Raw genomic sequence first — 26,095 nt, 5'->3', positions numbered from 1 at the left:
CGGCTCGGCAGCCGCGGGTGCGGCGGCTCGGCAGTCGACGGTGCGGCGGCTCGGCAGTCGACGGTGCGGCGGCTCGGCAGCCGCGGGTGCACAGACCCGGCCGCCGCCGCTGAACCGGCTCGGCGCGAGCGCGGCTCGGCGCTGACGCGCGCCGACGCGTCCCGCTGCTCCTCTCGCTCGAAAAACAGACCCGCGGTCCGTATCTTCAAACCAGACCAACGGTCCGAATTTCCCGTGAGGAGCTTGCCGGCCGGCCTCCCCCTCAGCGGACGGAGGCCAGCCAGGCCGCCGTGTCCTGGGGGCGGCCGAAGCGGCGGGTTTCGAGAGAGGCGAAGCGGGGGTCACGGAGGCGGAGCGCGATGTCGCGGCGGCGGGTCCGGTGCTGGGACCAGGACCACCAGACCGGGTGCTCCCGGCTCAGCCAGCCCACCCAGGTCTCCCTGTTGCCGCCGAAGACGACCTCGCGGGTGACGGTCCGCCGGACGGAACGGCGCAGGACGCGGGGCATGATGACGCGCCTGGTGTAGTCCAGCCATATCACCGTGTCGGCCCGGCCCCACAGCAGGTCGCGGACTTCCGGGTGGCCGAGGGAGTCGATGATCCAGCGCGGCCCGGCGGTGACCCGTGCCACGTCTTCGACCAGCCGGTCGTTGACGGCCCACCCCGGGCCGTTGAAGTACAGCGCGTCCATCTCGTGGTAGGGCAGCCCCAGACGGCTGCCCAGGGCATGGGCGAGCGTGGACTTGCCCGCACCCGTGGCACCCACCACCAAAACCCGTTCCATGAGTGCACCTTAACCCGCGCCGCCGCCGAACTCCCGCGCCGGACAGTGTCGCAGTCGGCACTGACAGCCGCCGCGACGAACGCGGCGCTGACAGATCACATCACTGAGGCGCCCGGCTCCTCCCCCGGCCCGCCCCCGACGCGCCCGCTGTCGCCGGGCACCGCTCAGGCCGTGTGCGCGTACCGGTATGCCGGGTACGTCAGGTATCCGGCGTCGCCGCCCTGGTAGTACGTGGCCTCGTCGACGGGGGCGAGGGGGACACCGGTGCGCAGGCGCTCGACCAGGTCGGGATTGGCGATGAAGCCGCGGCCGAAGCTGATGAGTTCGGCGCCCAGCCCGAGCCAGTGGTCGGCTTCGGCGCGGCCGGTCTGCTTGGGGCCCATGGGCAGCACGGGGTTCATGATGAGGGTGCCCGGCCACGTGCGGCGCAGGCCGACGAGGACGTCCTCCCCGACGGTGGCCTCCAGGTGGACGTACGCCACTTCGAGGCGGGCCAGTTCGGTCAGGAGCGCGGTGTAGAGCGCGGGGACCTCGCTCTCCTCGACTCCCCAGAAGCCGCCGCCCGGGGAGAGGCGGATGCCGGTCCTGGCGGCGCCCACCGCGTCGACGGTCGCGGCGGCCGCCTCGACGGCGAACCGGATCCGATTGGTCACCGAGCCGCCGTAGCGGTCCGTGCGGAGGTTGGCGTTGGAGGAGAGGAACTGCGAGATCAGGTAACCGTTGGCGCCGTGGAGTTCGACGCCGTCGAAGCCGGCCGCGACGGCGCGCCGGGCCGCCTCGGCGTACGCCCGGGCGTGCTCGGGCACTTCCGCGGTGTCCAGGGCGCGCGGGGTCGGCGCGGGCTGGGGCCCGCTCGGGCTGAACACCTCGCCGACGGCGGGGACGGCCGACGGTCCGACCGGCCGCATGCCGGTCGTGTCGGGGTGCGAGACCCGTCCGCCGTGCATGATCTGGGCGAAGATCCGGCCGCCGTTGGTGTGCACGGCGGCGGTCACGGGACGCCAGGACGCGACCTGCTCTTCGGTGTGCAGTCCCGGCGTGCCCGGATTCGACTGACCGACGGGACTCGGCTGCACGCCCTCGGTCACGATCAGCCCCGCCGTGGCCCGCTGGGCGTAGTACGTCGCCATCGACGGTGTGGCCAGACCGCCCGCGGCGGCCCGGACCCGCGTCATCGGGGCCATCACCACCCGGTTGGGCAGCGTCAGGTCCCCGAGCCGATAGCTGTCGAAAAGGGTTGTCACGTCAGGACTCCATCGTGTTCTGCCGTACCCGGATCTCGGGCACGGCAGTTACGCTAAAACCTCACATAGGTGTCAGAGGCAAGCTCTGCGCCGCAGGATTCCTGTGGCGCAGGTCATATTCGGGAGGACGCATGCGGATCGGTGCACTCGCGTCGCGTACGGGGGTCAGCGTCAGATCCCTGCGTTACTACGAGGAGCAGGGGTTGCTCCGCAGCGCGCGCAGCCCCAGCGGGCAGCGGCACTACACGGAGGAGGATGTCGAACGGGTCGCGTTCATCCAGCGGCTGTACGCCGCGGGCCTCTCCAGCCGCACCATCATCGACCTGCTGCCGTGCGTCGACATGCCCAGCGAGGAGACCTCCGACGCCGCGCTGGAGCGGATGGCCCAGGAACGCGACCGGCTCTCCGAGCACATCACCGACCTGCTCCGCACCCGGGACGCGCTCGACACGCTGATGACCACGGCCCGGCAGTACCGGGAGTCATTGCGGTCGACGGCCGCCTGACGATCGCCGGGGGGACGGAACGGGGAGGCGAGCCCGTCAGCCCGGGGCCCCTTCGGTGTCGTCGCGGATCCGGGCATGGAGGTGTTCGTCGTGCCAGCCGTCGGCGTGGAGCAGCGCGCTGCGCATGGTCCCTTCCAGCGCGAAGCCGGCCGCTGTGGCTACGTGGCAGGAGGCCGTGTTGGCCACGGAGTGCGTGATGCGCAGGCGGTGGAGCCCCAGGCTGTCGAAGGCCCACCGGCTGACGGCCACCGCGGCGTGTGCCATGACCCCGCGCCCGCGGCCGGCCGGCAGCAGCCAGTAGACGAACTCCCCGCTGCCGCCCCGCAGATCCAGGTCGGCGAGGCCGATCAGCCCCCTCGGTACGTCGTCGTCCTCGGCCACGACGGCCCAGACGGCGGCCTCCTCGTTCTCCCAGCGCTGTTCCCAGCGCGCGATCCGCTCGCGGGCCGCCGCCTCGGTGGTCAGCCGGCCGGGGCGGTTCCAGTACTGGATGTCCGGGTCGAGACACGACCGTACGAGGACCGGCGCGTCGCCCTCCCGCCAGCGGCGCAACCGCGTGCGCGGGTGCCCGGGGAGCGCGAGGTCCGGCTGCCGGCTCCGTCTCATCCGGCCGGGCGGCACCACAGGACCTGTCGGATCGATCACCAGGTCATCATGCCCACGGAAACGGCCGACCGGTACCTCCCTCTGCCCACCCCCTGTCCGGTGCCTCCCCTGCGACCCCCCTGTCCGGTGCCTCCCCCTGCGACCCCCCTGTCCTGACCGCACCGCAACCGCTTCCCTCTACCACGAGTAGAGGAAAGCGGTACAGTCGGAACATGGCAGCAGCAGACGAGACGAGCATCAAGGTGAGCACGGCCGCGCGGGACCGGCTGGCCCGGCTGGCCGCCGAGCACGGCACGACCATCCGGAGCCTGGTCGAGGAACTGGCACAGGGCACCCCGACCCAGGCCGAGTACGCCGAGCGCGCCGAGCTGGCCCGCGCCGAACTCGCCTCCGCCCTCGGCAGCACGCCGAGCCCCGAGGCCGAGGCGCGGGCCCGGGCCCTGCTGGAGCGTCTGGGAGCAGGCCCGCACAGCCCGCGGGCCGCCGCGTAGTGGCGGCGATCGCGGTCGTCCTGGACCACACCACCGCCACCGCCCTGTACGACCCGAAGGACCCGTTCAACGAGGCCGTCGCCGCGTTCTACGTGCAGGCCTCCGGCGGGCTCGGCAGCCTCTACGCGCCGGTGCTGTCGCTGACGGCCGGCGATGCCGAGCGGCCGGGCCTGTTCAGCTACATCAAGGGACTGCGGTTCATCCGGCTGGAGGCGTTCGACACCGACGCCGCCGTCACCGCCACCGAGCTCCTGCGCTTCGGCCACTCCTGGGCCACCGTCCACGCCATCCACGCCGCCCGGCCGTCGGCCGCCCACCCCACCGGCCGCTTTCTGCTGACGCTGACCCCGAAGGCGTACGCGGGCACCGGCGTGCAGGCGGTCCACCCCGGCGCGTGATCGCCGGCCGGGACGTCACCAGCCGGGATAGCGGTTCCACCACTGCGGGTCCCACCCCTGGACGTACTCGCTGCCGCTGGGCGAGTCGTCGAGTTCCGTGACCAGGTCGCGGGCCAGCGTGTCGAGGGCCCACGCCAGTTCGTGGCGAGCGACCAGGTCCACGGGCAGTGCCTCGGCCCCGTGGACCGCACCGAGCAGCGCGCCCGCCACACAGGCGACGGAATCGCCGTCCGGTGCGCCCGCCGCGAACTCCAGGGCGGCACGGAACTCGGCACGCCCGGGGAAGGAGGCCGCCGTGTAGAGGCCGCCGAGCAGCGCCGAGGGCGCGGTGGCATCCGGCGCCAGGCGGGCCAGCCGTGCCGCGTCCCCGGGCTCCTCCTCCGCGTGCCGCAACACCGTCACGAGTCGGCGGTGCTCGTCGTCGGTGATCGGCCGGCCTACGGACGGCAGGTCCGCGACCCCGGCGCGCAGCGCCGACCGGGCCGATCCGCCGGGCCGGGAGCGCGGGCCGTTCCCCGCCGCGGGATGTGTCAGGCAGTGGTGGGCCAGTACGGCCGCGTGGACGGTGGCGGCCTGGGCGGCGGGATCGCCGTGCGTGAGAGCGGCGACCGCGGCGGCCTGGGCGATGCCGCTGATCCCGGTGACCGCGATCGGAAGGCCCCGGGTCAGGGCGTGACAGCCCCGGCTCGCGGTGGCCATCCGCTCGTAGCCCTCCTCGATCCGGGACAGGGCCGCCACCGTGGCGGGGGCGCTGCCGCGCCGCTCGGCCAGGGCGGGCACGGCGGCGAGCCAGCCGTCCGGCCACGGCGTGCTGCCACCGCTCCACCAGCGGCGCCGCATCTTCGCCGTCTCGATGCCCTGCAGGAAGGCCCACCGGCAGTAGGCGTGCAGCACCACGCCCGGCGCGTGGCAGATGCCCTTGTGGTTTCCGCGGACCTGCGCGCGGATGATGCCCTCCGCGGTGAAGCAGGCCAGCTGCGTGCTGACCCCGGCCCGCAGCGGGCCGCCGGCGGGCAACCCGCCCCGGGCCGCGCCCAGGGTGTCCCCGAGCGCCAGGCCGAGCATCAGCCCGCGGACCCGGGACTGCCGTCCCAGCAGCTGCCTCTGGTGATCCTTCGCATGGGGCACGTCAGCGGACCTTTCACAGATGTTCGGGCAGGAAGCGGGTCTCATGATGCCGTGCCCGGTGCGGCGGGGAGTCCGACGCCGGTCGTCGGCCGCCCCGTCGCCTTGGCGTCCCCGGCGGCTCACCCCCGTCGCTGGGCGTCCCCGGTGGCTCGGTCGACCCTGGTGGCTCAGCGCCCCCGGTGGCTCGGGCGACCCTGGTGGCTCAGCGCCCCCGGTGGCTCGGGCATCGGCGGCACCGGTGAGGAGCCCCGCGCACGGCTGGTGCCCCTCGCCAACGGCTCCGGCCGATGAGTTTTCCCGGCACGAGGAGTCTCCCCCCTGTCAGCTCTCATCCCTCATCCCTCATCCCTCATCCCTCACCCCTCACCCCTCACCCCTCATCTCGCATCCTTCACCCCTCATCTCGCATCCTTCAGTCCCCGTCCGCATCCCTCATCCGCATCTGTCATCGCATCGTCGCCCGCACAGGAGGAGCACGTGGCCCAACTGCTGAGAGTCCAGAACTTCAACGTCTCGAGTGACGGCGTCGCCGCCGGGGAGGACCAGAGCTTCGAGCGGCCGTTCGGGCATGTCGACCCCGAGAGGCTGTTCGCCTGGGCCGGTGCCACGGCGAGCTGGCCCATGCGCACCGATCCCGGCGGCAGCCGGGGCCTCGACGACTACTTCACGCGCGACTACGCCCGCGACATCGGTGCGGAGATCATGGGCCGCAACAAGTTCGGGCCCCAGCGCGGGCCCTGGCAGGACCATGAGTGGCTCGGCTGGTGGGGGGACGAACCCCCGTTCCGTACGCCGGTGTTCGTCACGACCCACCACCCGCGCCCGTCGTTCACGCTCTCCGACACCACCTTCCACTTCGTCGACGGCGACCCGGCCGCGGTGCTCGCGCGGGCGCGGGAGGCGGCCCGGGGCAAGGACGTACGGCTCGGCGGCGGGGTCAGCACCATCCGGCAGTTCCTCGACGCCGGTCTCGTCGACACCCTGCACGTGGTGGTCTCGCCGGTGAAGCTCGGCTCCGGGCTGCGCCTGTGGGACACGCCCGACGAACTGCTCGACCGGTACCACCTGGACGTGGTGCCCAGCCCGAGCGGCGTGACGCACCACCTGTTCTGGCGGAAGTGACCGGCGTTCCGGTGGAGTGACCGGCCGGCCGGACCGCCGCTCGTCCTGTACGAGGTCGCCGCGCAGCCGCTCGTACGCCACGCGGGCCGGGGCCGGCCGGCCCCGGCCCTGGGCGCCCGTACCTCGCTCGGCGCCCACCGGGCTAAGAGACATCCCCGCGCAGTTCAGGTAGCGTATTTGCGGCCGGGAAGGTGGATCTTCCCGGCTCCTTCGCGCGGTGCGGCGGAGGGGGGACCTGATCGTGCGACGTGTGATGCGGCGGCGGTGCCGTCGTCGGGGGAAGTGAGCAACCCATGGCCATGGTGGGCCTGTTCTGGATCGCCGAGGGCGACGTGTACGTGGGGGCGAAGCCGTCCGGTCTGGCGCCAGGGGTCCGACTGACCCCCGAGGGCGTGATGGCCCTGGGTGACGGCCAGGCCGCCCTCCACCTGTGGGAGGACGTACGGGCGCTCACGGTCGCGGACGTCCCCGTGAAGTCCCTGATGCGGCAGGTCGGCGTGGTCAAGGACCTGGCCGTGGACACGGTGATGAACCTGGCGCTGTCCCTTCACCCCGGCCGGGCGGACGAGGCGCCCTCGATGATGACGGTGCGCGTGGAGTCGTCCGGCGGCGAGCACGAGCTGGCGGCCTACGTCGCCGCGGCCGTCGGCTACTCCGCGACCGAGGTCGACCTCTCCCGCGCCCTTCTCTCCCGCCTCACGGAGGGCGCCGCGACCATGGCCACGACGCTGGCGGCGATGTCGCAGTGGGGCCGCAGCCAGGCGAGCGGAACACCGCGCGGCGCGGAGCGGGAGCGGCTGCTGCGGGAGTGGATGGGCTAGATCCTGTCGCGGAAGTGCCGACAGGGCAGCACAACGATGTCTGATTGCCGCCGGCAAGGTCCTGCTCCGGCGCTGATGCTGACGACATGACGGTGTCAACCACTGAAGAGTCGGTGAGAGTCCTCACCGGCATGTACGCGGCTGAGGCGGAGTACCTGGCGGCAGGAGGACCTGGCGAGGCTTCGTTCGACCTGCTCGCCCCCTTCTGGACTTCGTCCTCCACCCAGCGCCGTAGGCGACGCGTCCTGCCGAGCCGGTGGTGCGACGTGCGGTACGCCGCCGGGTCGGCGGCGATCCACGGCCGGAACCCGGGCCGGGTGCGGTGGACACCCACCCCACAAGGCCCGGGGCATGGCTGATGTCAGCGCACGTGTGACGTCACCCCTACGGCCGGTTCCCGCACACGTGTGACGTCACCCCGGCTACGGTGTCAGCGAACCTGGACCTTCACCACTTCCGACGTCCTCCACCGCTTGGGGTGGTGGTCGTGCGGGCCGGTCAGGCTGTACATCACCGCGCGGAACTCGAACGTGCGGTGGTGCCTGCTCTTCAGGCGGACCGTGGCCCGCGCGTCCTTGCCCGTGTCCCTGGCGACCGTGGCGCCGCACGCCACCTGGTGCCACGCGTGCCCGGCGGTGCGCTCCTGCAGACATATCCGCTGGTAGACGGCGTCGTCGTCGGACCCGTGCGCGGAGACCGTGAAGGTCTTGCCCACGCCCGCCTTGTGCGGCGCGGTGATGTCGATGTCGCCCTTGGCGTGTGCGGGCACCGCGGCGAGCGCCAGCGAGGCCAGCCCCAGCGCGCCGGTCACGGCCAGCCGGCGTCGGCTCAGCCCCTTGGTCCTGGTCATGGACGTTCCCTTCCGTGGATCTCCCCCAAGTGACATCCACTGGCCATGTGTCGTCGATCAGTCACTGTGTGGCGGGTGCGTGCTCAGCGGCTCTCGTGAGCGTCCCCCGCGGCCCGCCAACCATCCAGATGGGCGGATCGCCCCACGGGTTGCGTCCGGCGAACACTGTTACGTTGTCACGTCTTCTTGACTGCCGTGACGATCACACCAAGTGCGAGGCCTCCCCCGTGCCCACCGCGAAGGACGCCCGGGCGACCGCGATTTGGCTGGATCTGAACCACCTGGGCGGAGTCGTGGGTCGCGGCCCGCGGTGACCGCGCGGGACAGGTCCCGGCGCCGGCCGCCGCCGCGGCCCGCCGGAGACCGCTGTACGCGGCGGGAATCCCCGTCGGGGCGGCGGCCGGGCACGGCGTGCCCGGATGGTCTGCGTCGGCCGCCGGTTGCGCGGTATTCGGGCAGACGTATCCGATTTCCGGGACATGCGGCGCCGCGCGATAGCCCATGGGCCGGGCCGACGCAAGATCTTGTCCCTCCCGGGCGGCCAGGCATAGAAATCTCCACGCCGCTCACCGGCATGGACGTATGGCGATCCTGGGAGGGGATGGCGGAGTGCGACCGCAGGACTATGAGGCGTACTGCCGGGTCGATCCCGTCTTCTACGACGAGCCCGGCCGCTGCGAGGAATCGGGGGACCTCTTCGAGGCGGCCCGCAAAAGCGTCCCGGACGGCTGGCGCCGGAGCCGGGACGGCGTGTGGGTCTACCTCCACCCCGACGGTGTCGAACTCCCCGAGCAGGGCTGGAAGATCCACGTCTCCGGCGCTCTCGACGAGGCCGAGGCGGTCATCGGCAAGGTGCTGGGCCACTGCCGTGACCACCGGCTGTCGGTGAAGTTCCTGCGCGGCCCCGCCACCGTGCTGGCCGCGAACTCCAAGTACGCGCCCCGCGCCTCCAGCGGGAAGCTGCTCACCCTCTACCCCCGCGACGAGGCGGAGCTGCGCCGCACGCTCACCGCGCTCGCCGCCCGCCTGGCCGGTCACCGCGGCCCGTACATCCTCAGCGACCTGCGCTGGGCGGACAGTGTGCTGTACGTGCGCTACGGCGCGTACCGCCAGATGTACTGCGTCAACGCGGCCGGGGAGACGGTCTCCGCGCTGCGCGACCCGGCCGGCGTGCTCGTCCCGGACCTGCGGCAGCCCGTCTTCTCGGTGCCCGACTGGGTCGAGGTGCCCGACTTCCTGGCCGAGCAGGTCGCCGCCCGCGCCGGTGGACGGCCCGAGGACTTCCCGTACGACATCGAGCGGGCCCTGCACTTCTCCAACGGCGGCGGCGTCTACAAGGCCCGCGACCGCCGTGACGGGCGCGGCGTCGTCCTGCGCGAGGCCCGGCCGCTCGCCGGGCTGGACGACCGCGGCACCGACGCCGTCACCCGCCTGCACCGGGAACGCGGCATGCTGCGCCGCCTGGCGGGACTGGACTTCGTGCCGCGCCTGTACGACCACGTGACGGTGTGGGAACACGAGTACCTGGTCGAGGAGTTCATCGAGGGCGAGAAGCTGGAGCGGCACCTGTTCAACGGGGCCCATCCGCTGCTGTCCGCCGACCCGGACAAGGCGACCCTGGACGCCTACGTACGTACCGCGCTCGACTTCTCCGACCAGCTGACCGCGATGATCGCGGAACTGCACCGGCGCGGTGTGGTCTTCGGTGACCTGCACCCGGGCAACGTGATGGTGCGCCCCGACGGGCGCCTGGCCCTGGTCGACTTCGAGCTGGCCTTCGACGCGGCAGGCGGATCCGCCTGCGGTCTGGGCGCGCCGGGCTTCGTCTGCGCCACCGCCCGGGAGGGCACGGCCGTCGACGACTACGCGCTGGCCTGCATGCGGCTCTTCTTCTTCCTCCCGCTCACCTTCCTCATCGAACTGGACTCCCGCAAGGCCGCGCAGCTCGCGCGGGCCGCCGCCGACCGGTTCGGGCTGGGCACCGGTTTCGCCGACGCGATCGTGCGCGACCTGCGGCGGGCCGCGGGTGGTGCCCTGCCGACCGGACGGATCGAACGCGCCGCCGCACCGCCGCCGACAGCCAGTGCGCCGAAGGCCGGGGGGCTGCCGCCTGTGACGGCGGGTGCCGCACCGGGCGGCGGGGAACCGGCGGACCTCACCTCGCCGGAAGACATACGGCAGGTCATGGACTCGCTGGCCGCCGGCATCGTGGCCGCGGCCACCCCCGAACGCACCGACCGCCTCTTCCCGGGCGACCCCGAGCAGTTCCGCCGCCCGGCCGGCCTGGACGTGGCGCACGGGGCCGCCGGTGTGCTCTACGCCCTGGAGGCCGCCGGTTACCCCGTGCCCGCGGAACACGTCGCCTGGCTGGTCCGGGCCACCGAGGCCCCGGGGGCCACCCGCGCCGGCCTCTACGACGGCCTGTACGGTGCCGCGGTCGTACTGGACCGCCTCGGGCAGCCCGAGGCCGCGCGCCGCACCCTGGCCAGGGCGGGTCAGGTGGCCGGGGAACGCGCCGCACGCGGCATCCTGACCACGGACCTGTCCGGTGGCACCGCGGGCGCCGGGCTGGCCCTGCTCCACTTCGGCCTGCTCGACGAGGCGGCCGGCCTCGGCAGCGCGCTGGCCGAGCGGCTGGGCGCCACGGACCGCCCGCCCGGCCGGCGCCCCGGGCTGCTCCACGGGGCCTCGGGCGCCGCCCTGTTCCTGGCCCGGCTCCATGAGCACACCGGTGAGGAACGCTGGCTCGACCTGGCGGGCACGGCGCTGGCCGAGGACCTCGCCCAGGCCTCGGTCGACGCCAAGGGCATGCTGTTCCGCAACGGCGGGCACCTCACGCCCTACCTGGCCAACGGCAGCGCCGGTGTGGCGCTCGCGGCCCGCGCGGTGCTGCGCCACCGCGACGACGCCCGGTTGCGGCAGGCGGTGGAGCAGATGGAACGCGCGTGCGCGGCGGAGTTCACGCTGATGCCGGGACTGTTCGAGGGCCGCGCCGGGCTCATCTGCTCCCTCGCCGCCGCGCCCGCGCCCGACGCGCCGGACGACGCCCCGGCCGCCGCGGCACGCCACCAGGCGGTCCGGCTCGGCTGGCACCTGCTGCGCCACCGCGGCCACGCGGCCGTCCCCGGCCGGCACATGTTCCGCCTCTCCGCGGACCTCGCCACCGGAGCCGCCGGTGTCCTGCTCGCCCTGCGGGCGGCGCTGGACGGCTCGGGCACGGGACTGCCCCTGCTCGACCCGTTCCCGGCGGACACGGCCCGCCACTGACGGGAGACCGCATCCCGTCACCCACCAGATGTCCCCGGCCGACCCGGTCCGGGGCGCAACCCACCACGAAGGAGGTACGCCCATGTCGTTCATCCTGGACCTGCAGGCGATGCAGGAGGAGTCCGAGTCGATCGTCGAGTCGCTGTGGTGCAGCCACTGGTCCACTCGGGCCTGCATGTGACACCCGGGGTGCCCGCCCGGCCCCCCGGACCGGACGGGCACCCGCCCACCGCACGAACAGACACCACGAGCCGTTCTTCGGCCTCTCGGTGACGCGGGACGGTGCCGAGCAGTACGCCCTCACGTACGCCGGACGGAGAGATCCGCGAGAGCGGGGAGATACCCGGGAGGCGGTACGCCTCCTCGCTCACGCTCTCGCTCTTCCTGCAAAGGCGTCCTCGATGCCCGTCGACCGACCAGCCGCCGGCGCCAGTCGAGCGGGGTGACGTGAACGGCCCGGCCCGGGTCGCCGTTCCAGGCGGTGGGCAGGCCGACGGTTCTGGGCACCCGACAGGTCACACGTCCGGCAGGTCACGGCTCCGACCGCAGTGCCTCCTGCCGCCGGCGGGTGCGCCGGTACCAGAACGCGGTGGCCGCGAGACAGACCAGGGCGGCCACGCCGATCGCTTGGCCCCGCAGGAGACCGGGCGGGCGGAAGTCACAGCTGACGGAGGTCGCCGTGCCGTCCAGGGGCACCGCGATCAGGCCCAGGTAGTTCTTGGCGGGGTGGGCGGGGCCGGCACCGGCCGCGCACGTCCAGCCCTGGATCCGCGGAATCGCGAGGACCGCGGTGCCGGTGCTGCCTGCCGGTATGCGGGCGGTGACGGAGTGCCCGCCGACGTGGACACCGGTGGCGCCCTCGGCGCTCAGGTGCCGTACGGCCTGTTCCAGACGGCTCGCGACCAGGCAGCCGATCGGCTGCCTCGGCAGGTCCAGCCACCCGGTGTGGCGCAGTTCGACCCGGACTTTCCCGGAGGCCGGCACGACGCCGATGTCCTGGAGAGGTGGCCGGACGGAGGGCAGCTTGCCGGTGAAGGCCACCGGACGGCCGCCGTTCATGGTCGCCGTGCCGTTGAACGTCAGCGCCGACAGATAGGCCCGGCTGCCGGGCGTGCAGGTGGTGGAGACGGTGACCGCACCCTTGCCGTGGCGGGTCTTGGTGGTGCGGGCCGGCGGGTCGTACACACGGGCGCCGAGCAGCATCTCCTGGTTGGCGAAGACGGACCCGCCGAAGCGCGCCGCGTTGTGCGACAGGCGCAGCTTTGGCCGGACGGTGACCAGCGGCGGTACGGCGGTGGTGGTGGCCCGTGGCACCTTGCCGCCCCCTCCCGACGGGTCCGGTACCAGGCGGATCCGGGTGCCGATGGAGAAGACGGCGTCGGTGACGGGGTTGTCCAGGCTCATCAGGCGGCGGCCCTTGGCGTAGTAGCCGTAGCCCAGCGCGGTGAGGGTGGTGTAGGTGGTCTGGGCGGTCAGGCTGCTGTAGTAGTTGCCGCCCTGGCCGCCGACCACCATGGGGGCGTTGCGGTCGGAGCCCGCGCCGGGATCGGTGCGCGAGCGCGGCCAGTCGTCCTCGGCGGTGACGAGGGCCGCCGTCTCCCGCACTTGACGGCCCAGCCGCGGCGACAGGGACCTGTTCTGACGCTCCAGCTGCGAGACCCGCATCGCGGCCACCGCCGTCTCGCCCGCCTGGGCGGTCACCAGGAGGGCCACGGCCAGCACCGGCAGGACCCGGGCACTGTTCCAAAAGTTCTGCAAGCGGGGTGCGACGAGCACGGCGGCAGCCGCCAGCACACCGAGGAGCAGCGCGACGGCGAAGAGGGGGTACGACCACCGGTCGACGGCGTACGTGCCATGTGCCGCCAGTACCAGCGCGGCCAGGACCGCCAGGCCGGCGGCGAGCGCGGGCGGCCGGGGCAGCCCGTCGGCGGTGGACAGCCAGGCCGCGATCAGCAGCAGGCCGCACAGCACGAAGGCCTGGCGGTCGGTGACGCCGTTGGGCTCGGCGCCCGCGTGCCAGAGCAGATGGGTGGGCCGCCAGTGCAGCGAGAGCGCCACGAGGCAGATCGCGGCCGGCCAGCCGAACCGTGCCGGGGCGGGCAGGCGGCGGTTGAACGGCATGGTCAGCGCCAGTGCGAGCGCCGGGGTGCCGATGTACAGCGCGGGTGACTCCGTGCTGCTGGTGGCGGGCAGCAGCCGCGCGAAGACGTCCGGCCAGGTGGCCGGGGAGAAGATGACGGGCGGGGTGGGATGGGCGGCCTTGGTGGCCGAGTAGACCACCAGGACCAGCGGGGCGGCCAGCCCGACACCGATCAGGACGCTCCGGGCGGCGTGCAGCACACCGGTCAGTACGCTTCGGGCGGTGGGCAGCATGCCCGTCAGTGCGTTCCGGGCGGCGGGCAGCGCACCGGTCGGCCGCCGGCGGTTCTCGTCGTCGGTGAGCAGCCGTACGAGCAGCACGATGCCCGCGCCGATGGTGGCCATGTAGGCGGTGTAGAAGTTCGACACCCACGCCAGTGCCACGACTACCGGCCCGAGCACAGGGCGCCGTCCGGTGCGCGCCCACTCGCCGACCAGGCAGAGCAGCGGGAAGGCGAGCAGGCCGTCCAGCCACATCGGTACGTAGGTGCCGTTGTCGAGCGTCCAGCCGCACAGCGCGTACCCCGACCCCAGCACCGCCGCCACCGGCCACGGACCGCGGCGCAGCCTCAGCAGCAGGACCGCCATCGCCGCCCCGGCCGCGGTGATCTTCGCCGTGCTGATGACGTAGAGGGCGAGTTCGACGTGGTCGGCCGGGAAGAGCACCACCATCAGGTCGAAGGGGCTGCTCAAGTAGGTGCCGATGTCGGCGAGGAAGTCGGACCCGAAACCGGAGTTCCAGTTCATGAACAGATCGCCGTCGGCGCCGCCGAGCAGTGCCTTGCGCCAGTAGGCGTGGAAGGGCACGTACTGCGTACCCATGTCGACGACGTTGCGGCTGTGCGGTCCCAGCGGGTAACTCCCGGCGAGCAGGCTGCCCAGGCAGAACACCAGGCACGACAGCACGCCGGCGCCGAGGGCCGCGCGCAGCGGCACGCTGCCGCGTGACCAGGCCGCCAGCGTACGGAGCGGGGCGAGGACGCGGTCGGCACGGACGCGGCCGGCGCGGACGCCACCGGTTGCGGTGTCGCCGGCGCCATCGGGTGCGGTGGGGCCGGGCCGGGGCCTGACAGGAGCGGGCACGATTCCTCCGGGGTCTGGGGCAGGCCGCCTCGTACGGGGGTGGGGACTGGGGGGCGGCCGGAGCAGGCGAGCGGGTTCGGCCGCCCACTGACGACAGCCGCCGGTATTCCGACACCCGGCCCGGTCGTCAGTGGCATGACCCGGGCCGTTGGTCACGGGCCCCGGGCGTAAGTGACATGACCGGGCGCGAATGAGCGGCCCCGGGCGTGAGTGACATGAGCGGGCCCGAGTGGGCGGCCCCGGGCGTAAGTGACATGACCGGCAGCGAGTCGTCGGGTCGGCCGCAAGTGGCATAACCGGGACGGGAGTTGCCTGGTCGGCTGCAAGTGACATGACCGGGGCGCGAGTTACCGGTCCGGTCGTCAGTGCCGGGACGCCGTCTCGCGCCGGCCGCGGGAGAGCACCTGCCGCACCAGGGTTGCGCGCCGTTTCCGGCCGCCGGGCAGATCCAGCTCGGTCAGCCGCTCGGTGCCGAAGTACGCGGCGTACGCCCCGTCCCGGTCGGCGCCCGGGTCTCCCGTGACCCGCGCCAGCACCTGTTCGGCGTCGGTGCGCAGCCAGGGGTACCGGGCAAACTGCATGCAGTACCCGACCGCACGCAGCAGCGGCTGGAGGGTGGGCGGGGCTTCGGGCCGCTGTGGAGTCGCCCCGGCTTCGAGGTCGGGGACGACGTGGTCGACGATCACCAGCGGTACGCGGTTGCTGTTCTCGTAGGGTGTCAGCTGGTGCAGCACCGTCCTGGTACCGACGCGGGCGGTGGGGATGCCGTAGTACGCCGCCGCGGTGAGCATCGCGGTGGAGAAGCAGCCGACCACCAGTTCCAGCGGCAGGCGGGCGTAGAAGACCTCGGCGAGCAGCGTTCCGCCGAGTGTCGTCAGCCGTACCCCGGCTGTGGCGGCCTCGCGCTGGAGGGCTTCGCTGTAGCGGTCGGGTGCGGTGGGGTGCGGTTTGAAGGCGACCGAGCGGTGACCGGCCGCGGCGGCGGCGCGCAGCATCCGCACGTGCAGGTCCTCTTCCTCCTCGGCGGTGAGGATGTCCAGCGCCGCCAGGTACTGGCCGAGCAGCAGCGCGCTGGGCGCCGCCTCGGCCGCCCGCGCCGGCTCCGGGTCGCCGGCGGCGGCCAGGGACAGTTCGGACAGCACGGCGCGGAAGGCGTCGTGCGGGACGAGTTCGGGTTCGACGCCGAACTCGGAGAGCAGCAGCGGGCGCAGTCCCGGCACCAGGTCCAGGTGAAGCAGCCGTTGGACGCGGACCGCGACGGAGTGCGGCGGCTCGTCGCGGGTCGGTCCGTAGCTCATCAGGCCGTCGGCGTACACGTGCACCGGAGCACCGGCGAACACGGTGGCGAGGCTGCGGGCCGGGCTGACCTGGATCGACTCCACGACGAGCGTCACCGCTCCGGTGCCGAGCGCCCACCTGGTGCGCAGTACCCGCTCCCACAGGGGCGCGTCGTCCGGGCGCGGCTGCCAGCCGGCCGGGTGGTGCGGGGCGATGGCCTCGTTCCAGTCCTCGACCTGGTCGAAGCGGGTGGCGATCTCCTGGAAGCCCGTCATGTCGGACAGGCGCGGCGCCACCTCGGGGACGGCCGCGTTGTTGGTGATCAGCAGCACGCGCCGGGCCTGGGCGGCGGGACCGAACTGGCCGGCGTCCAGGGCCGCGGCCAGCGTCGCGGCGCCGTACAGCGTGGATGCCTGGAAGATCTGCACCGGTCGCGGCCGGGGCGCGGTTCCGGTTCGGGACCGGTCGGCGGAGTCGGGGGCGCTCGCGGGGCGCGGGGCGGGGCGGGCGGCGGCCGTGGTGCGCGGTGTGCGGAAGACCGGGGGCCCGACCACCGCGGGGGCTGTGCGGGCCGGGTGGGCCTCCCCCGCGTCGCGCAGGCGACGCAGCAGCGTGCTGCGGGCGGTGTCCATCGTCGCGAGGGTCTCGTCGAGGACATCCTGGGGCATACGGTGCAACGCTGCCGTCGACTCGACCTTGAGCTGCCTGGCCACCGAACTCTCGTACTGGTCCGCCTTGTTCATGTGGAAGGCGATCATCGCGCAGTAGGTGCGGACCGCCTTCGGCATGAAACGGTCGCCCTCCGGATCGGCGGCCACTTCCCGCAGGACGGTGTCATAGGCGGGGATGAAATCCAGCTGGCGGGTGTCGGAGATCTGGGTGAGCGATGTTTCCACGCCCCGCCGGTAGAACGCCCCGTGCAATCCGAGGGCCGCGTAACTGCGGGCCCGCAGGTGCAACCGCCACACCCACAGGCGGTCCTCGGCGGTCCGCAGCCGCGTCTCGAACCTGCCCTCGCCGTCTGCGAAGAGCCGGGAACTGTAGACGCCGAAGGGAACGAAGGGGTAGTCCACCATGGTGGCCATGTGGGCGGGCGCGATGCCGTCGCGCGGGTCCATCACGACGTCCCGCAGCGGGGCGGGGGCGTACCGGATCTGCCGCTTGCGGCCGGTGGCCAGCACGTGGTCGGTGCGGGCGAAGTCGCAGTCGAGGCGGGATATGCGGTCCACCATGGCGCGCAGGTGGCCGGGGGCGTACCAGTCGTCCCCGTCCAGGAACGTCACGTAGTCGCCGCTCGCCTCGTCCAGTCCGGTGTTGCGGGCCTGGGCCACACCTTGGTTGGTCTCGTGGTGGATCGCCCGCGCGTTCGGCAGCGTGCCGGTCATGTCCTCGATGATCTGCCCGGTGCGGTCGGTCGAGCAGTCGTCGATGAGCAGGAACTCGAACTCGGGGTCCGCGTTGACAGCCAGACTGCGCACCGTTTCCGCGACATATGCCTCGACATTGTGGCACGGGACGATGACGGAAAGTGTGGACATGTGCGGGTCCCCCCGGGGATTTTCATTCCAAGATCCCGCGCATGCTATCCGCCTCCGAAGTTTTTCCATGGCCTGGAAGTGAACGGCCACGGACCCGAGGGTGAACAGTGCTGGGACCGCGGCGAGGGACGGTGGTCGATGTGAGCAGACGTCACACCTCGGCCCCGGCCAGTGGCGCGCCGGTGGCGATCCGGCGATCAGGCGTCCGCACAACGACCGATGGTCACGCGGTGGCCGCCGCCGGCCCCGCGGATGGTCTGGGGCCCGGCGGGGCCCGGTCTCGCCGGTCGCTCCGGCCTGGGAGACGGAGAGGCCGCCAGTCACACAGGACGTCCACGAAGGGGAAGCCGGTGCGTCGCGCAGGAGTCCGTGGCCAGGGCGCCTCGGCCTTTGACAAGGTGATCGCGCCGGAAGACGTCGCCGGACCCGAGTAGCCGGTGAGGCCGTCCAGCGGGACGCCGCGGGCGAGAACAGGCGACGCCCGGTCCACCGGCCCCGAGCCGCGCCAGGTGCGCGAACCGGCCCAGAACGCAAGGCCCGGTTCCGGCATCCAGCGGCTTCGTCGGCCCATGGACCCTCACCTTCACGTCACGGCTCCAGTCCGGTCGGCCACCGGGCGACCGGTCGACGGCGTCGCAGCGCGGCCGGTGGGGCACGTCACGGCCAGCTCTGTGTCCGGAACGAATTCCAGCGCCCATGAATGCGGCGCCCCGCCGTCGGAGAAGGAAACGGGAAACGACATCGATCTCCTTGTCCGCCCGGAGGACATGCCGCACTCTTTCCTGCAGCGGCAACTCGCCCGGACGGTCAGGTGCTTGGAGGTTTCCGTGCCGCAGCCGTCCGTCGAGTTCGGCGAGGAACTGAGGAAGCGGCGACTGGCGGCGGGGCTGAGCCTTACGGCCTTGTCCGCAGCCGTGCATTACAGCAAGGCGCAGTTGAGCAAAGTCGAGCGAGGCCTCAAGGCGCCCAGCCGTGACCTCGTCCGACTGTGCGACGCCGCCCTCGGTGCCGACGGAGCACTGACTGCCCTGGTCCCCCGGACCGTTGCCGCCACACCCGCCGAACCAGCACTGGGCCACGTCGACGAGGAGGACTGGGTCATGCAGTTGTCACCGGACGGCCCGAACCGATTCCAGCCCGTGGGCCGGCGGGAGGTGATGGGGGCCGGCGTCGCGTCTGTCATGGCGTGGCGGTCGGACGGGGCCCCGCCCTCCCCCGCCGCGGGTGCCGACATGCTGGAGGCCTCCCGCTCACTGTTCACGCATTACCGGAAGCTGGGCCAGACCGTGGAGCCCGGTCTGCTCCTGCCCGTCCTGATCGCACAGACGCACACGCTGCGGGAACTGTCCGCGCAGACCGACACCGGGACATGTAGGCAACTACTGACCCTCGGCTCCCGGTACGCCGAGTACGTCGGCTGGCTGGTGCAGGAAACCGGGGACGAACGCGCGGCACTGTGGTGGACGCAGCGCGCGGTCGATCTGGCGGCTGCCGGCGGCGACCCGGCACTGGCAGGCTACGCCCTGGTCCGCAGAGCACTGGTCACGCTCTACCGGGACGACGCCGAGCAGACGGTCGCCCTGGCCCGCCGCGCACAGAGCGGCACACTGCCATCACGCATCCGCGGGCTGGCCGCACAGCGCGAGGCGCAAGGGCACGCGCTCGCGGGTGATCTCCGTGCCTGTCTGCACGCCTTGGACCGCGCTCGCACGCTCCTCACCCGCCAGGACAAGGACTCCGACGAGCCGGTGATCGGCACCATGCACCTTCCCGACCCGGTCGGCATGGTCACCGGGTGGTGCCTGGTCGACCTCGGCCGGCCGCGGCAGGCGGCCGAGGAACTCGACCGGCAACTCGCCCTGGTCGGCCAGGACGCGGTGCGTACACAGGTGCGGTACGGCGTGCGGCGTGCGCTCGCCTATGCGTCGGCCGGAGAGATCGACCACGCATGCGCGCTGACGGCACCGCTGCTCGACAGTGCGGCGGCAGTGCGCTCAGCGACCGTCACATCCGATCTGCGACGACTGGCACGGGTCCTCGCCCGCCATTCGGATCACCCTTCGGTACTCCGACTGGGGCCACGGCTCGGCACGTTGGCACATCTGTCCATTTCCTGAGGGAGGCACCACCATGCGCGAGGTATTTATCAACTACCGCACCGGCGACGGGGAGAAGACCGCCGCCCTGCTCGACCAGGAGCTGTCGCGCCGCTTCGGCCCGCAGCACATCTTCCGCGCGTCGAAGTCCATCGCTCCCGGCGAGGCATATCCCGAAAAACTGCTGGCCGCGCTGCGGGGCAGCGCCCTTCTCCTGGCCGTCGTCGGGCCGGACTGGACGAACTTCCGGACCCGGCTGAACGACCCGGAGGACTGGGTGCGCAGGGAGATCGAGGAGGCGTTCGCCTGCGAGGTTCCGGTCGTTCCCATCCTGGACGGCCGGAAGACGAACCGGCTGAACAAGGCCCACCTGCCGAGCGAACTGGCCCGGCTCGCCGACCTCCAGTCCGTCCCGTTCGACACCCACGACACCGCGGCGGGTGTCGGACGCATCGGCGACCTGGTGGCTGAAACGGTCCCCGGCCTGCGCGACCTGAGCAAGGACGAAGCGACCCCGCGGGCCCAGGACACCGTGACCAACTCGATCGGCGACGTGAGCGGGACGGCCGTGCAGAGCCGTGACTTCACCGGAGACGTCGGCGGTACCGTCATCAAGGGCTCGCACGGCCCCGTGCACACGGGCCATGGGCACATCTACCAGAACTCCCGCCATGTGTCGGGCGGCCGGCACATCTCGGGCGACGGCACGATCTACTTCGAAGGCGACCACCACGGCAACATCCAGCACCGGTTCGGTGAGCCGGACCAGCGGGAGGACGACGGCCGGTGAGCCCGTACACCAGCACCCGAGTGGAGAACCCTCAGGGCGTCACACACACGGGCTCGGGCGACATCTATGTGGGCGCGCACTCACCGGAGTCCGACAGGCCGACCTTCCGGCGGATCGCCGAGGACGAACTCCGTTGGCTACGCCGTGTGTTGGTCGCCCCGGAAAACATGGGAAAGGCTCGCGCCACGCTCGCGGACACCGGCACCGTCATTCTCGACGGCACGCCGGGCAGCGGGCGAACCGCCGCGGCTCGGGTGCTCCTGCGCGAATACCACCAGGCAGGCGGTGTCTTCCATGAACTGCTGCCGGACGAGGAGGACGAGCTGCCTCTTCACGATCCGGCATTGGTCGAAAACGGCGACCAGCTGCTGCTGGACCTGTCCGCCGCCGACGACACACAGTGGTCCACGGCACGGGCCGGCCTCTCGGCCCTCCGCAGGACCGTCCATGAACAGGACGCACACCTCGTGGTCGTCATGCCACACGACGCCACCCTCGACCCCGGTCTCCAGCACTACCGGGTCGAGATCGGACCGCCCGACGGCCGGCACGTGCTCAGGCGGCACCTGCGCCTGCACGGTCTGCCGTACGAGCACTACATGCGACACGACATCACCGTCGAGGAGTTCCTGGACGAGCCGAGACCGATACGTGAGATCGCGGACTTCGCGGACCTGGTGCGGCGTGCCCGTGAAGCCGCTCGGCCCGACGAGGGGTTCGCCCAGTGGTGCCTTGCAGCCAGGAGAGCGCGCAACGACCGGCGGCGGGAGGTCGCCAGACTCGTCGCCGGGCTGCGCGAGGCACCTCAACGGGCCCTGCTGATCGCCGTATCCCTGCTCCACGGGGCGCACGCCGACGTCATCCACTGCGCTGCCCGCCTCTTGCTGGACACGGTCGACCCCTCGCCGGAAGAGGTCCCGCTGCTTCGGCACAAAGACCTGGCCCAGCGACTCGACGAGGTATCCGCCCGTACCGGACCGGGCGGACACGTGCGTTTCACGGAGCTGGCTCTCGACTCCGCCGTCCGCGCACACTTCTGGGACCACATGCCCGACCTGCGGCCCCACCTCGGTACTTGGGCCGCCGACGTCGTGAGTTCGACCGAGCCGCACCTCACCCGTGCCGTCCGGGACGATCTGGTGACCCGTATCGCCGGTCAGTACCTGCGGACCGGCCGCGCGGAGGGGCTGGCGTCACTCGCCGAGCGGTGGAGTTCCGGAGCGGTGAGCAGGACACGGCTGGAAGCCGCAGCTGTGCTGGCGCTCGCCTGTGGGCTCAATGATCCGGCGCACGGCAGGGAGTTCCGCGAACGTATCTACCAGTGGTGTGCCTACCGGCGCCTCACGGAACCCTTCGCGCAGGTCCTCGTCCAGGTCTGCGCGGATGTCCTCGCGGCCAGTCACCCGGACCAGGCCCTGCTCAGGCTGTACTACCTGGCCCGGCGGGAACGCGGCACCACACGCGCCCTGCAAGCCTTGAAGGTTCTGGTGGTCGGCAGTCGCCGACTGCGCCGACGACTCCTCGACCGGCTGGCGCGCTCCGCTTTGTCGCCGCCCGACCTGGAGATCTTCCTCGGCGTCTGCGATCCGGAGCCGCTGACGGACCCTTCCGGCAGCCCACGCGCGCTGGTGGAGGAGCCCGGTGTTCAACGCTCCCTGACCACGTGCTGGCAGGCGGTGCTGGCCGACCTGCCGCGCCCGACGTGGCAACCACAGGCGGAACGCTGGCTCCACTGGGCGGCGGAGGACGCCGGAGGCCTCCGGGACGTTCTGCTCGACCTGCTCGTCGGTGCGGCCGGACGGTGTGGGGACGGACGGGGCGAGGCCTTCGCCGCGCTGTACGCGAGTGCTCGCGAAGCCGAGCGCACCGCGCCCGACGCCCCCACACGCAGCGCCGAAGCCACCGAACTGCTACTCCACAAGATCAGCGTGGCGCAGGGCATCGGCCCGGCCACCCCACCGCCGGCACCAGCCAGGGGGAAACGACCGTGACGACCGCGCGAAAGACCACAGCCGTCTTCCTCACCGTCCTGTGCGGCCTGCTGCTGACCATCGTAGGCCTGACACAACGGTGGCCCGCATGCGTGTGGCCGGCCCTTGCGGTACTCCTCCTCCTCGTCCCCGCAGCCGCCTTCCGGATCGCCTCGTCGCGCCGCGGCCCGATACCGGCCGGCTTCGAGGAACAACTCACGGCTCCCCCAGTGGAGCGCACGGAGTGCCGTGTCAGCCAAGTGGCGCTGCCGAGCCTCTGGGACGACTACGACTTCGTCTTCTCGGCGACCGTACGGTGGTATCCCGTCGAATCACCCGCCGTCTCCTCCGTCCTCAACCCGGCGGGCCTGGCCGTCGAGGCCGTCCTGAACCGGGCCCGCGCCATCACCGAGAAACGTGAGCCGGGCCAGGCCTCGCTCGTGCAGCACGAGCTCGGCGGCAACCTCAGCCGTATGCTTCTCGACCCCGCGGGGCACCTCCAGGCCATGGCGGAGGACATCAGCCTCACCTTGCTCGACCAGGACCAGCAGCGTTTGGACAGGCTCGCCGACGTCCGCAAGGACAAGGCGGTCTGGGAACACCAACGCACCTACGAGCAGAGCAGACGCCAGTACCTGGGCGAGGACGTGCTCAAGGATACGGGGAGCGCCGTAGTCTGGTGGCTCGCCAAGAACGACGAACATGTGGAGAGGACGGTGGCGGACCTCTCCCTGCTCGCGCAACTCACGTCCGCGGCCAACGACACCGACATCCCCGAGCGGCTTCAGACCCTCCTGCCAGGGCAGTTGGGCGAGCCGACCGCTACGGAGCACCCGCAGGAGGACTGCGCTTCCGCTCCCCCCGAACGCACAGCCGCAGACCATCTCTCGGGTTTCTTCGACGCCTTGGGCTTCCCCGAGGGGGATGCCAGGCGAGCGATGGTGGCCAGGCAGTTCTCCCACATCATCAAACAGCAGAATCGCCACGAGTCGGCCGAGGACCTGCTACGCCGATTCGACCCGCCGACGACCTCCGCCCCCGACGATGAGGAGTCGCATCCCCCCGCCGGCGCTCCCGACAGGGCATCCGGCGTCGCGGCCGATTCGAAGGGCAACCATGGACAGTGAATTGGCCACACTCGCGGCGTCGGGGGCAACCACCTTGGTCTCCCTCATGGTCACCGACTCATGGACGCATGCTCGCGACCTCGTAGGACGAGTGCTGGCACGGACCGGTTCGCACCCCGCTGCGCTGGCCGACCTGGACGACGCCAGGAACCGCCTGCTCACCGCCGAAGCCGCGCAGGGCGAGCAGGCCGCCTCCGACGTCACGGCCCAGTGCCAGGCGCAGTTGCGCCGGCTCGTCGCGGCCGGGCAGGCCACCGGAGACGACCTGCGCGCTCTGCTCACCTCCCTGCGACAGCTGTCCGACGCCTCGGCTGCGCGGGGCGACACCACGCACAACCACATAAGCGGTGGCGTCCAGCACGGCCCCGTCATCCAAGCAGGCCGCATCACCGAACTCACCTTCCACACTCACCGATCCGCGGACCGCGCCGAGGGTGGAGGAAGGGCAGGACACCGAACGGATCAAGTAGCAGAGCCCGACGGGTGAACCGTGCCGCCTGCTCTCAGCGGTCCGGGGTGCCCTTGAGGCCAGGGGGCAGCCGCCGCGTGATCCGGTCGAACAGTTCCTCGAGCGGCTCACCGACGTCCCGGCCGAACTCGGTGAGCCCGTAGGTGACCTGGGGCGGCGTCGCCGGTTCGACCTCGCGCCAGACCAGGCCGTCCTGGACCAGCGCGCGCAGGGTCTGGGCGAGCATCTTCTCGCTGATGCCCTGGATGCTTTCGCGCAGTTCGTAGAACCGGAGGTTGTTGCTCCGCAGCGAGATCAGCACCCAGATGCCCCACCTGCTGGTCACGTGGTCGACCACATCGCGCGCGGGGCAGTCCGTGTGAAACACGTCATACCGCTCCGCCGCGTCGGCCCGTCTGTGCTGCACGCCTCCCGCCACGTCATGAGCTTACCTGAAGGTATGTCCTTACCAGGAGTTAGCCCGTGCTCCTAGCGTGAAGGCCCACAGAAGACATCCGACAAGGAGCAGCTCATGATCGTGGTGACCGGGGCTACCGGGAACATCGGCCGACCGTTGACGCAGGCGCTGGCCGAGGCGGGCCAGCACGTGACGGCGGTGTCACGGCGCCCGGCGGCGGTGCCGGACGGCGTCCGCCACGTGGCGGCCGACCTGGCCGAGCCGGTCGGCCTCAGGCCCGCGCTGGCCGGGGCGAAGGCGCTGTTCCTGCTCTTGTCCGGCGACCTGCACGCCGCTGGAGCCGACCCTGCCGCCATCATCGGCGAAGCCGCGGGCAGCGGGGTCCGCCGAGTCGTCCTGCTCTCCACGCAGGGCGTGGTGACCAGGCCCTTCGGCCCGACGCGAAAGGCGATGCGCGCGCTGGAGGACAAGCTGCGGGGGTCGGGCCTGGAATGGGCCATCCTGCGGCCGGGCGGATTCGCCTCCAACGCCCTGTGGTGGGCCGAGTCCGTCCGCAAGCAACAGGTCGTCGCCGCACCCTTCGGTGACGTCGGCGTGCCGATCATCGACCCTGCGGACATCGCCGCGGTCGCGGCGGCCTGCCTGCTGGATGACCGGCACACAGGCGCCGTGTACGAGCTGACCGGCCCGGAGCTGATCACTCCGCGCCGGCAGGCGGAGGCCATCGCCGCCGCGCTGGGCTCACCGGTGAGGTTCCACGAGCTCACTCGCGACGAAGCCAAGGCCGCCATGACCCAGAGCATGCCGGCGGAGCTGGCCGACGACACTCTGGACATCCTCGGTTCCCCGAACCCGGCCGAGCTGCGCGTCAGCCCGGACGTCCAGCGGGTCCTGGACCGCGCCCCACGTCCCTTCGCCGACTGGGCCGTCCGCAACGCAGCCGCTTTCCGCTGAGCCCGGTCGACACCGCCGGAACCGCTCCCGGTGCTCGGCGATCCGCTGCTGACGAAGGGAGGAACATCAGCCGAAGCCGACGCTGACATGGCCTCCGGCCGGGCCCCGCCCGGCCCTGCAACCGCACTGAACGGCCGAGCAGCCCAACCCTGTCGGCCCGACGAGTCCGGGGACCTCACGGACTGCTCCCCTCCCCGTGGGCGAACGAGCCTGGTCCACCCGCAGGTCTGGACCGACCAACAGTCGGCCCCCCGGCAGAGCCTCGCCCTGGCCGAAGCCGGGGGCGACGCCCCGGGCACCTTCGTGGAGGACGCGGGCACGTCCGGCCACATCCCGGCCCCGAAACCCCACACGGGCCGCCCCGCGCGCCTGGGCGGCGGCCACCCCCTCGGCGGCGCCCAGGGCGGCCCGCCGGTCCCGGCGCGGCGCGAGCACGCCGCGAGTACGCCGCGAGTACGAGGGCCGCGTCAGCGCCCTCGCGGTCACAGCCCGGCCTTGACCCGGTTCAGGGGCCACCGCCGATTCCCCTTCGGATACTCCCGGAGTGCCGTCCCCGCGATGCGGCGCGCCTCATGGGACGCGGACGGCGTCCACCGCCCCGCCGCCGAAGCGGGCTGAGCCGGCTCGTCGCCGAGTTTCGAGGACATCGGCCGGACCGTGTCGTCGATACCGCTGGTCGCCCCCTCCCCGCTGCCGCTCCGCGGCGGCCTCGGCGAGGCCGCCCGTCCTGGAACAAGGGCGCGATCCGGCCTTCTCCACACCTTCGGCGAGGTGCCCCGGCGGACCGTACGCGGGTCCCCTGCTCGACGCCGTCGCCGCCGTGACTTCGACTCGGCGCCTACGCCGGGCGCGAGGGCCGCCCGCGCCGTACCGCCACCCGACCTGCCCTGAGCGCTGCCCGAGCGGGCCCCTCGACGCGGCAGGCGATCACGGGCGACGGGATCGGGGCCCGGCGTCCTGCTCATCGTCGGCCCGCAGTCGCTGTCCAAGCCCGTCGCGCTCGCGGAGACTGGGCTGAAGCGTCCGTTGCTCAACGT

At 72.3% G+C, this 26,095-nt stretch carries 20 protein-coding genes and 2 pseudogenes; 13 read left to right on the top strand and 9 right to left on the bottom strand.

The features are described 5' to 3' along the window. Positions 1–262: 262 nt before the first annotated feature. Together AB0G56_RS13325 and AB0G56_RS13320 are read right to left on the bottom strand one after the other, a co-directional pair. Positions 263–784 carry an adenylate kinase gene (locus AB0G56_RS13325; protein ID WP_360968141.1) on the bottom strand — a complete coding sequence of 174 codons (522 nt, stop codon included), beginning with the start codon at positions 782–784 and terminating at the stop codon, positions 263–265. Between the two features lie 164 nt (positions 785–948). After that, positions 949–2,028 carry an alkene reductase gene (locus AB0G56_RS13320; protein WP_360968139.1) on the bottom strand — a complete coding sequence of 360 codons (1,080 nt, stop codon included), beginning with the start codon at positions 2,026–2,028 and terminating at the stop codon, positions 949–951. A 131-nt stretch (positions 2,029–2,159) separates the two neighbouring features. Between AB0G56_RS13320 and AB0G56_RS13315 the strand changes: the two genes are divergently transcribed. After that, on the top strand, positions 2,160–2,534 hold the full coding sequence (locus AB0G56_RS13315) for a MerR family transcriptional regulator (RefSeq protein ID WP_360968136.1): 375 nt from the start codon (positions 2,160–2,162) through the stop codon (positions 2,532–2,534). Positions 2,535–2,570: 36 nt separating this feature from the next. Here AB0G56_RS13315 and AB0G56_RS13310 read toward each other — a convergent pair whose 3' ends face one another. Next, positions 2,571–3,140, bottom strand: a complete 570-nt coding sequence (locus AB0G56_RS13310; protein WP_360968134.1) for a GNAT family protein — start codon at positions 3,138–3,140, stop codon at positions 2,571–2,573. A gap of 212 nt (positions 3,141–3,352) precedes the next feature. Here AB0G56_RS13310 and AB0G56_RS13305 point away from each other — a divergent pair, with 212 nt between their 5' ends. Together AB0G56_RS13305 and AB0G56_RS13300 are read left to right on the top strand one after the other, a co-directional pair. Beyond that, positions 3,353–3,631: a hypothetical protein gene (locus AB0G56_RS13305; protein WP_360968131.1), complete on the top strand. Its 279-nt coding sequence runs from the start codon at positions 3,353–3,355 to the stop codon at positions 3,629–3,631. Then, positions 3,631–4,029 (top strand): hypothetical protein, encoded by a 399-nt coding sequence (locus tag AB0G56_RS13300; RefSeq protein WP_360968129.1) that lies wholly within the window; start codon positions 3,631–3,633, stop codon positions 4,027–4,029. The genes AB0G56_RS13305 and AB0G56_RS13300 overlap by 1 nt, the downstream gene beginning before the upstream one ends. Positions 4,030–4,044: 15 nt before the next feature. Here the strand turns inward: AB0G56_RS13300 and AB0G56_RS13295 are convergent, their stop codons facing one another. Next, on the bottom strand, positions 4,045–5,157 hold the full coding sequence (locus AB0G56_RS13295; protein WP_360968126.1) for an ADP-ribosylglycohydrolase family protein: 1,113 nt from the start codon (positions 5,155–5,157) through the stop codon (positions 4,045–4,047). A gap of 477 nt (positions 5,158–5,634) precedes the next feature. On the opposite strand from AB0G56_RS13295, the gene AB0G56_RS13290 reads away from it, so the two are divergent. The 3 genes and pseudogenes from AB0G56_RS13290 to AB0G56_RS13280 form a co-directional block, all read left to right on the top strand. Then, positions 5,635–6,279, top strand: coding sequence for a dihydrofolate reductase family protein (locus AB0G56_RS13290; protein WP_360968123.1), 645 nt, complete (start codon positions 5,635–5,637; stop codon positions 6,277–6,279). 293 nt (positions 6,280–6,572) lie between these two features. Next, positions 6,573–7,100, top strand: a complete 528-nt coding sequence (locus tag AB0G56_RS13285; protein ID WP_360968120.1) for a hypothetical protein — start codon at positions 6,573–6,575, stop codon at positions 7,098–7,100. A gap of 86 nt (positions 7,101–7,186) precedes the next feature. Continuing rightward, positions 7,187–7,306 (top strand): annotated as a pseudogene (locus tag AB0G56_RS13280) (nuclear transport factor 2 family protein); the annotation flags it as partial. A gap of 224 nt (positions 7,307–7,530) precedes the next feature. Here the strand turns inward: AB0G56_RS13280 and AB0G56_RS13275 are convergent. Continuing rightward, positions 7,531–7,950, bottom strand: coding sequence for a hypothetical protein (locus AB0G56_RS13275; protein WP_360968119.1), 420 nt, complete (start codon positions 7,948–7,950; stop codon positions 7,531–7,533). Between the two features lie 609 nt (positions 7,951–8,559). Here AB0G56_RS13275 and lanKC point away from each other — a divergent pair. Continuing rightward, entirely contained in the window at positions 8,560–11,217 is a 2,658-nt protein-coding gene (gene lanKC / locus AB0G56_RS13270) for a class III lanthionine synthetase LanKC (RefSeq protein WP_360968116.1), read from the top strand. A gap of 531 nt (positions 11,218–11,748) precedes the next feature. Here the strand turns inward: lanKC and AB0G56_RS13265 are convergent. From AB0G56_RS13265 to AB0G56_RS13255, 3 genes and pseudogenes are all read right to left on the bottom strand, one after another. Further along, positions 11,749–14,439, bottom strand: coding sequence for a YfhO family protein (locus AB0G56_RS13265; protein ID WP_360968113.1), 2,691 nt, complete (start codon positions 14,437–14,439; stop codon positions 11,749–11,751). A gap of 362 nt (positions 14,440–14,801) precedes the next feature. Further along, complete coding sequence (locus tag AB0G56_RS13260; protein WP_360968391.1) at positions 14,802–16,145, bottom strand: polysialyltransferase family glycosyltransferase; 1,344 nt, start codon at positions 16,143–16,145, stop codon at positions 14,802–14,804. 768 nt (positions 16,146–16,913) lie between these two features. Next, positions 16,914–17,255, bottom strand: a pseudogene (locus AB0G56_RS13255) (glycosyltransferase family 2 protein); the annotation flags it as partial. A gap of 509 nt (positions 17,256–17,764) precedes the next feature. On the opposite strand from AB0G56_RS13255, the gene AB0G56_RS13250 reads away from it, so the two are divergent. From AB0G56_RS13250 to AB0G56_RS13230, 5 genes are all read left to right on the top strand, one after another. Further along, positions 17,765–19,372, top strand: coding sequence for a helix-turn-helix transcriptional regulator (locus AB0G56_RS13250; protein WP_360968110.1), 1,608 nt, complete (start codon positions 17,765–17,767; stop codon positions 19,370–19,372). 13 nt (positions 19,373–19,385) lie between these two features. Further along, positions 19,386–20,141: a TIR domain-containing protein gene (locus AB0G56_RS13245; protein WP_360968107.1), complete on the top strand. Its 756-nt coding sequence runs from the start codon at positions 19,386–19,388 to the stop codon at positions 20,139–20,141. 167 nt (positions 20,142–20,308) lie between these two features. Next, positions 20,309–22,132, top strand: coding sequence for a hypothetical protein (locus tag AB0G56_RS13240; protein WP_360968104.1), 1,824 nt, complete (start codon positions 20,309–20,311; stop codon positions 22,130–22,132). Beyond that, the gene (locus tag AB0G56_RS13235) at positions 22,129–23,238 is read left to right on the top strand and encodes a hypothetical protein (RefSeq protein ID WP_360968101.1); all 1,110 of its coding nucleotides are present in this window, start codon (positions 22,129–22,131) and stop codon (positions 23,236–23,238) included. The genes AB0G56_RS13240 and AB0G56_RS13235 overlap by 4 nt, the downstream gene beginning before the upstream one ends. Then, on the top strand, positions 23,228–23,725 hold the full coding sequence (locus AB0G56_RS13230; protein ID WP_360968098.1) for a hypothetical protein: 498 nt from the start codon (positions 23,228–23,230) through the stop codon (positions 23,723–23,725). Before AB0G56_RS13235 ends, AB0G56_RS13230 begins: the two co-directional genes overlap by 11 nt. A gap of 16 nt (positions 23,726–23,741) precedes the next feature. On the opposite strand, the gene AB0G56_RS13225 is transcribed toward AB0G56_RS13230, so the two are convergent. After that, positions 23,742–24,125 (bottom strand): helix-turn-helix domain-containing protein, encoded by a 384-nt coding sequence (locus AB0G56_RS13225; protein WP_360968095.1) that lies wholly within the window; start codon positions 24,123–24,125, stop codon positions 23,742–23,744. A 93-nt stretch (positions 24,126–24,218) separates the two neighbouring features. Here AB0G56_RS13225 and AB0G56_RS13220 point away from each other — a divergent pair, with 93 nt between their 5' ends. Beyond that, on the top strand, positions 24,219–25,058 hold the full coding sequence (locus AB0G56_RS13220; RefSeq protein ID WP_360968092.1) for an NAD(P)H-binding protein: 840 nt from the start codon (positions 24,219–24,221) through the stop codon (positions 25,056–25,058). Positions 25,059–26,095 lie beyond the last annotated feature (1,037 nt).

The sequence above is a fragment of the Streptomyces sp. NPDC021356 genome (assembly GCF_040641015.1).
Classification (GTDB): Bacteria; Actinomycetota; Actinomycetes; order Streptomycetales; family Streptomycetaceae; genus Streptomyces.
Note: the sequence above shows the minus strand (reverse complement) of the source record. Positions and strands in the feature narration are given on the sequence as shown.

Coding starts and splice junctions, on each gene's coding strand:
- AB0G56_RS13305 (WP_360968131.1), top strand. CDS start 3,353: ATGGCAGCAGCAGACGAGACGAGCATCAAGGTGAGCACGGCCGCGCGG.
- AB0G56_RS13285 (WP_360968120.1), top strand. CDS start 6,573: ATGGCCATGGTGGGCCTGTTCTGGATCGCCGAGGGCGACGTGTACGTG.
- AB0G56_RS13315 (WP_360968136.1), top strand. CDS start 2,160: ATGCGGATCGGTGCACTCGCGTCGCGTACGGGGGTCAGCGTCAGATCC.
- AB0G56_RS13230 (WP_360968098.1), top strand. CDS start 23,228: ATGGACAGTGAATTGGCCACACTCGCGGCGTCGGGGGCAACCACCTTG.
- AB0G56_RS13275 (WP_360968119.1), bottom strand. CDS start 7,950: ATGACCAGGACCAAGGGGCTGAGCCGACGCCGGCTGGCCGTGACCGGC.
- AB0G56_RS13240 (WP_360968104.1), top strand. CDS start 20,309: ATGGGAAAGGCTCGCGCCACGCTCGCGGACACCGGCACCGTCATTCTC.
- AB0G56_RS13310 (WP_360968134.1), bottom strand. CDS start 3,140: ATGAGACGGAGCCGGCAGCCGGACCTCGCGCTCCCCGGGCACCCGCGC.
- AB0G56_RS13220 (WP_360968092.1), top strand. CDS start 24,219: ATGATCGTGGTGACCGGGGCTACCGGGAACATCGGCCGACCGTTGACG.
- AB0G56_RS13245 (WP_360968107.1), top strand. CDS start 19,386: ATGCGCGAGGTATTTATCAACTACCGCACCGGCGACGGGGAGAAGACC.
- AB0G56_RS13325 (WP_360968141.1), bottom strand. CDS start 784: ATGGAACGGGTTTTGGTGGTGGGTGCCACGGGTGCGGGCAAGTCCACG.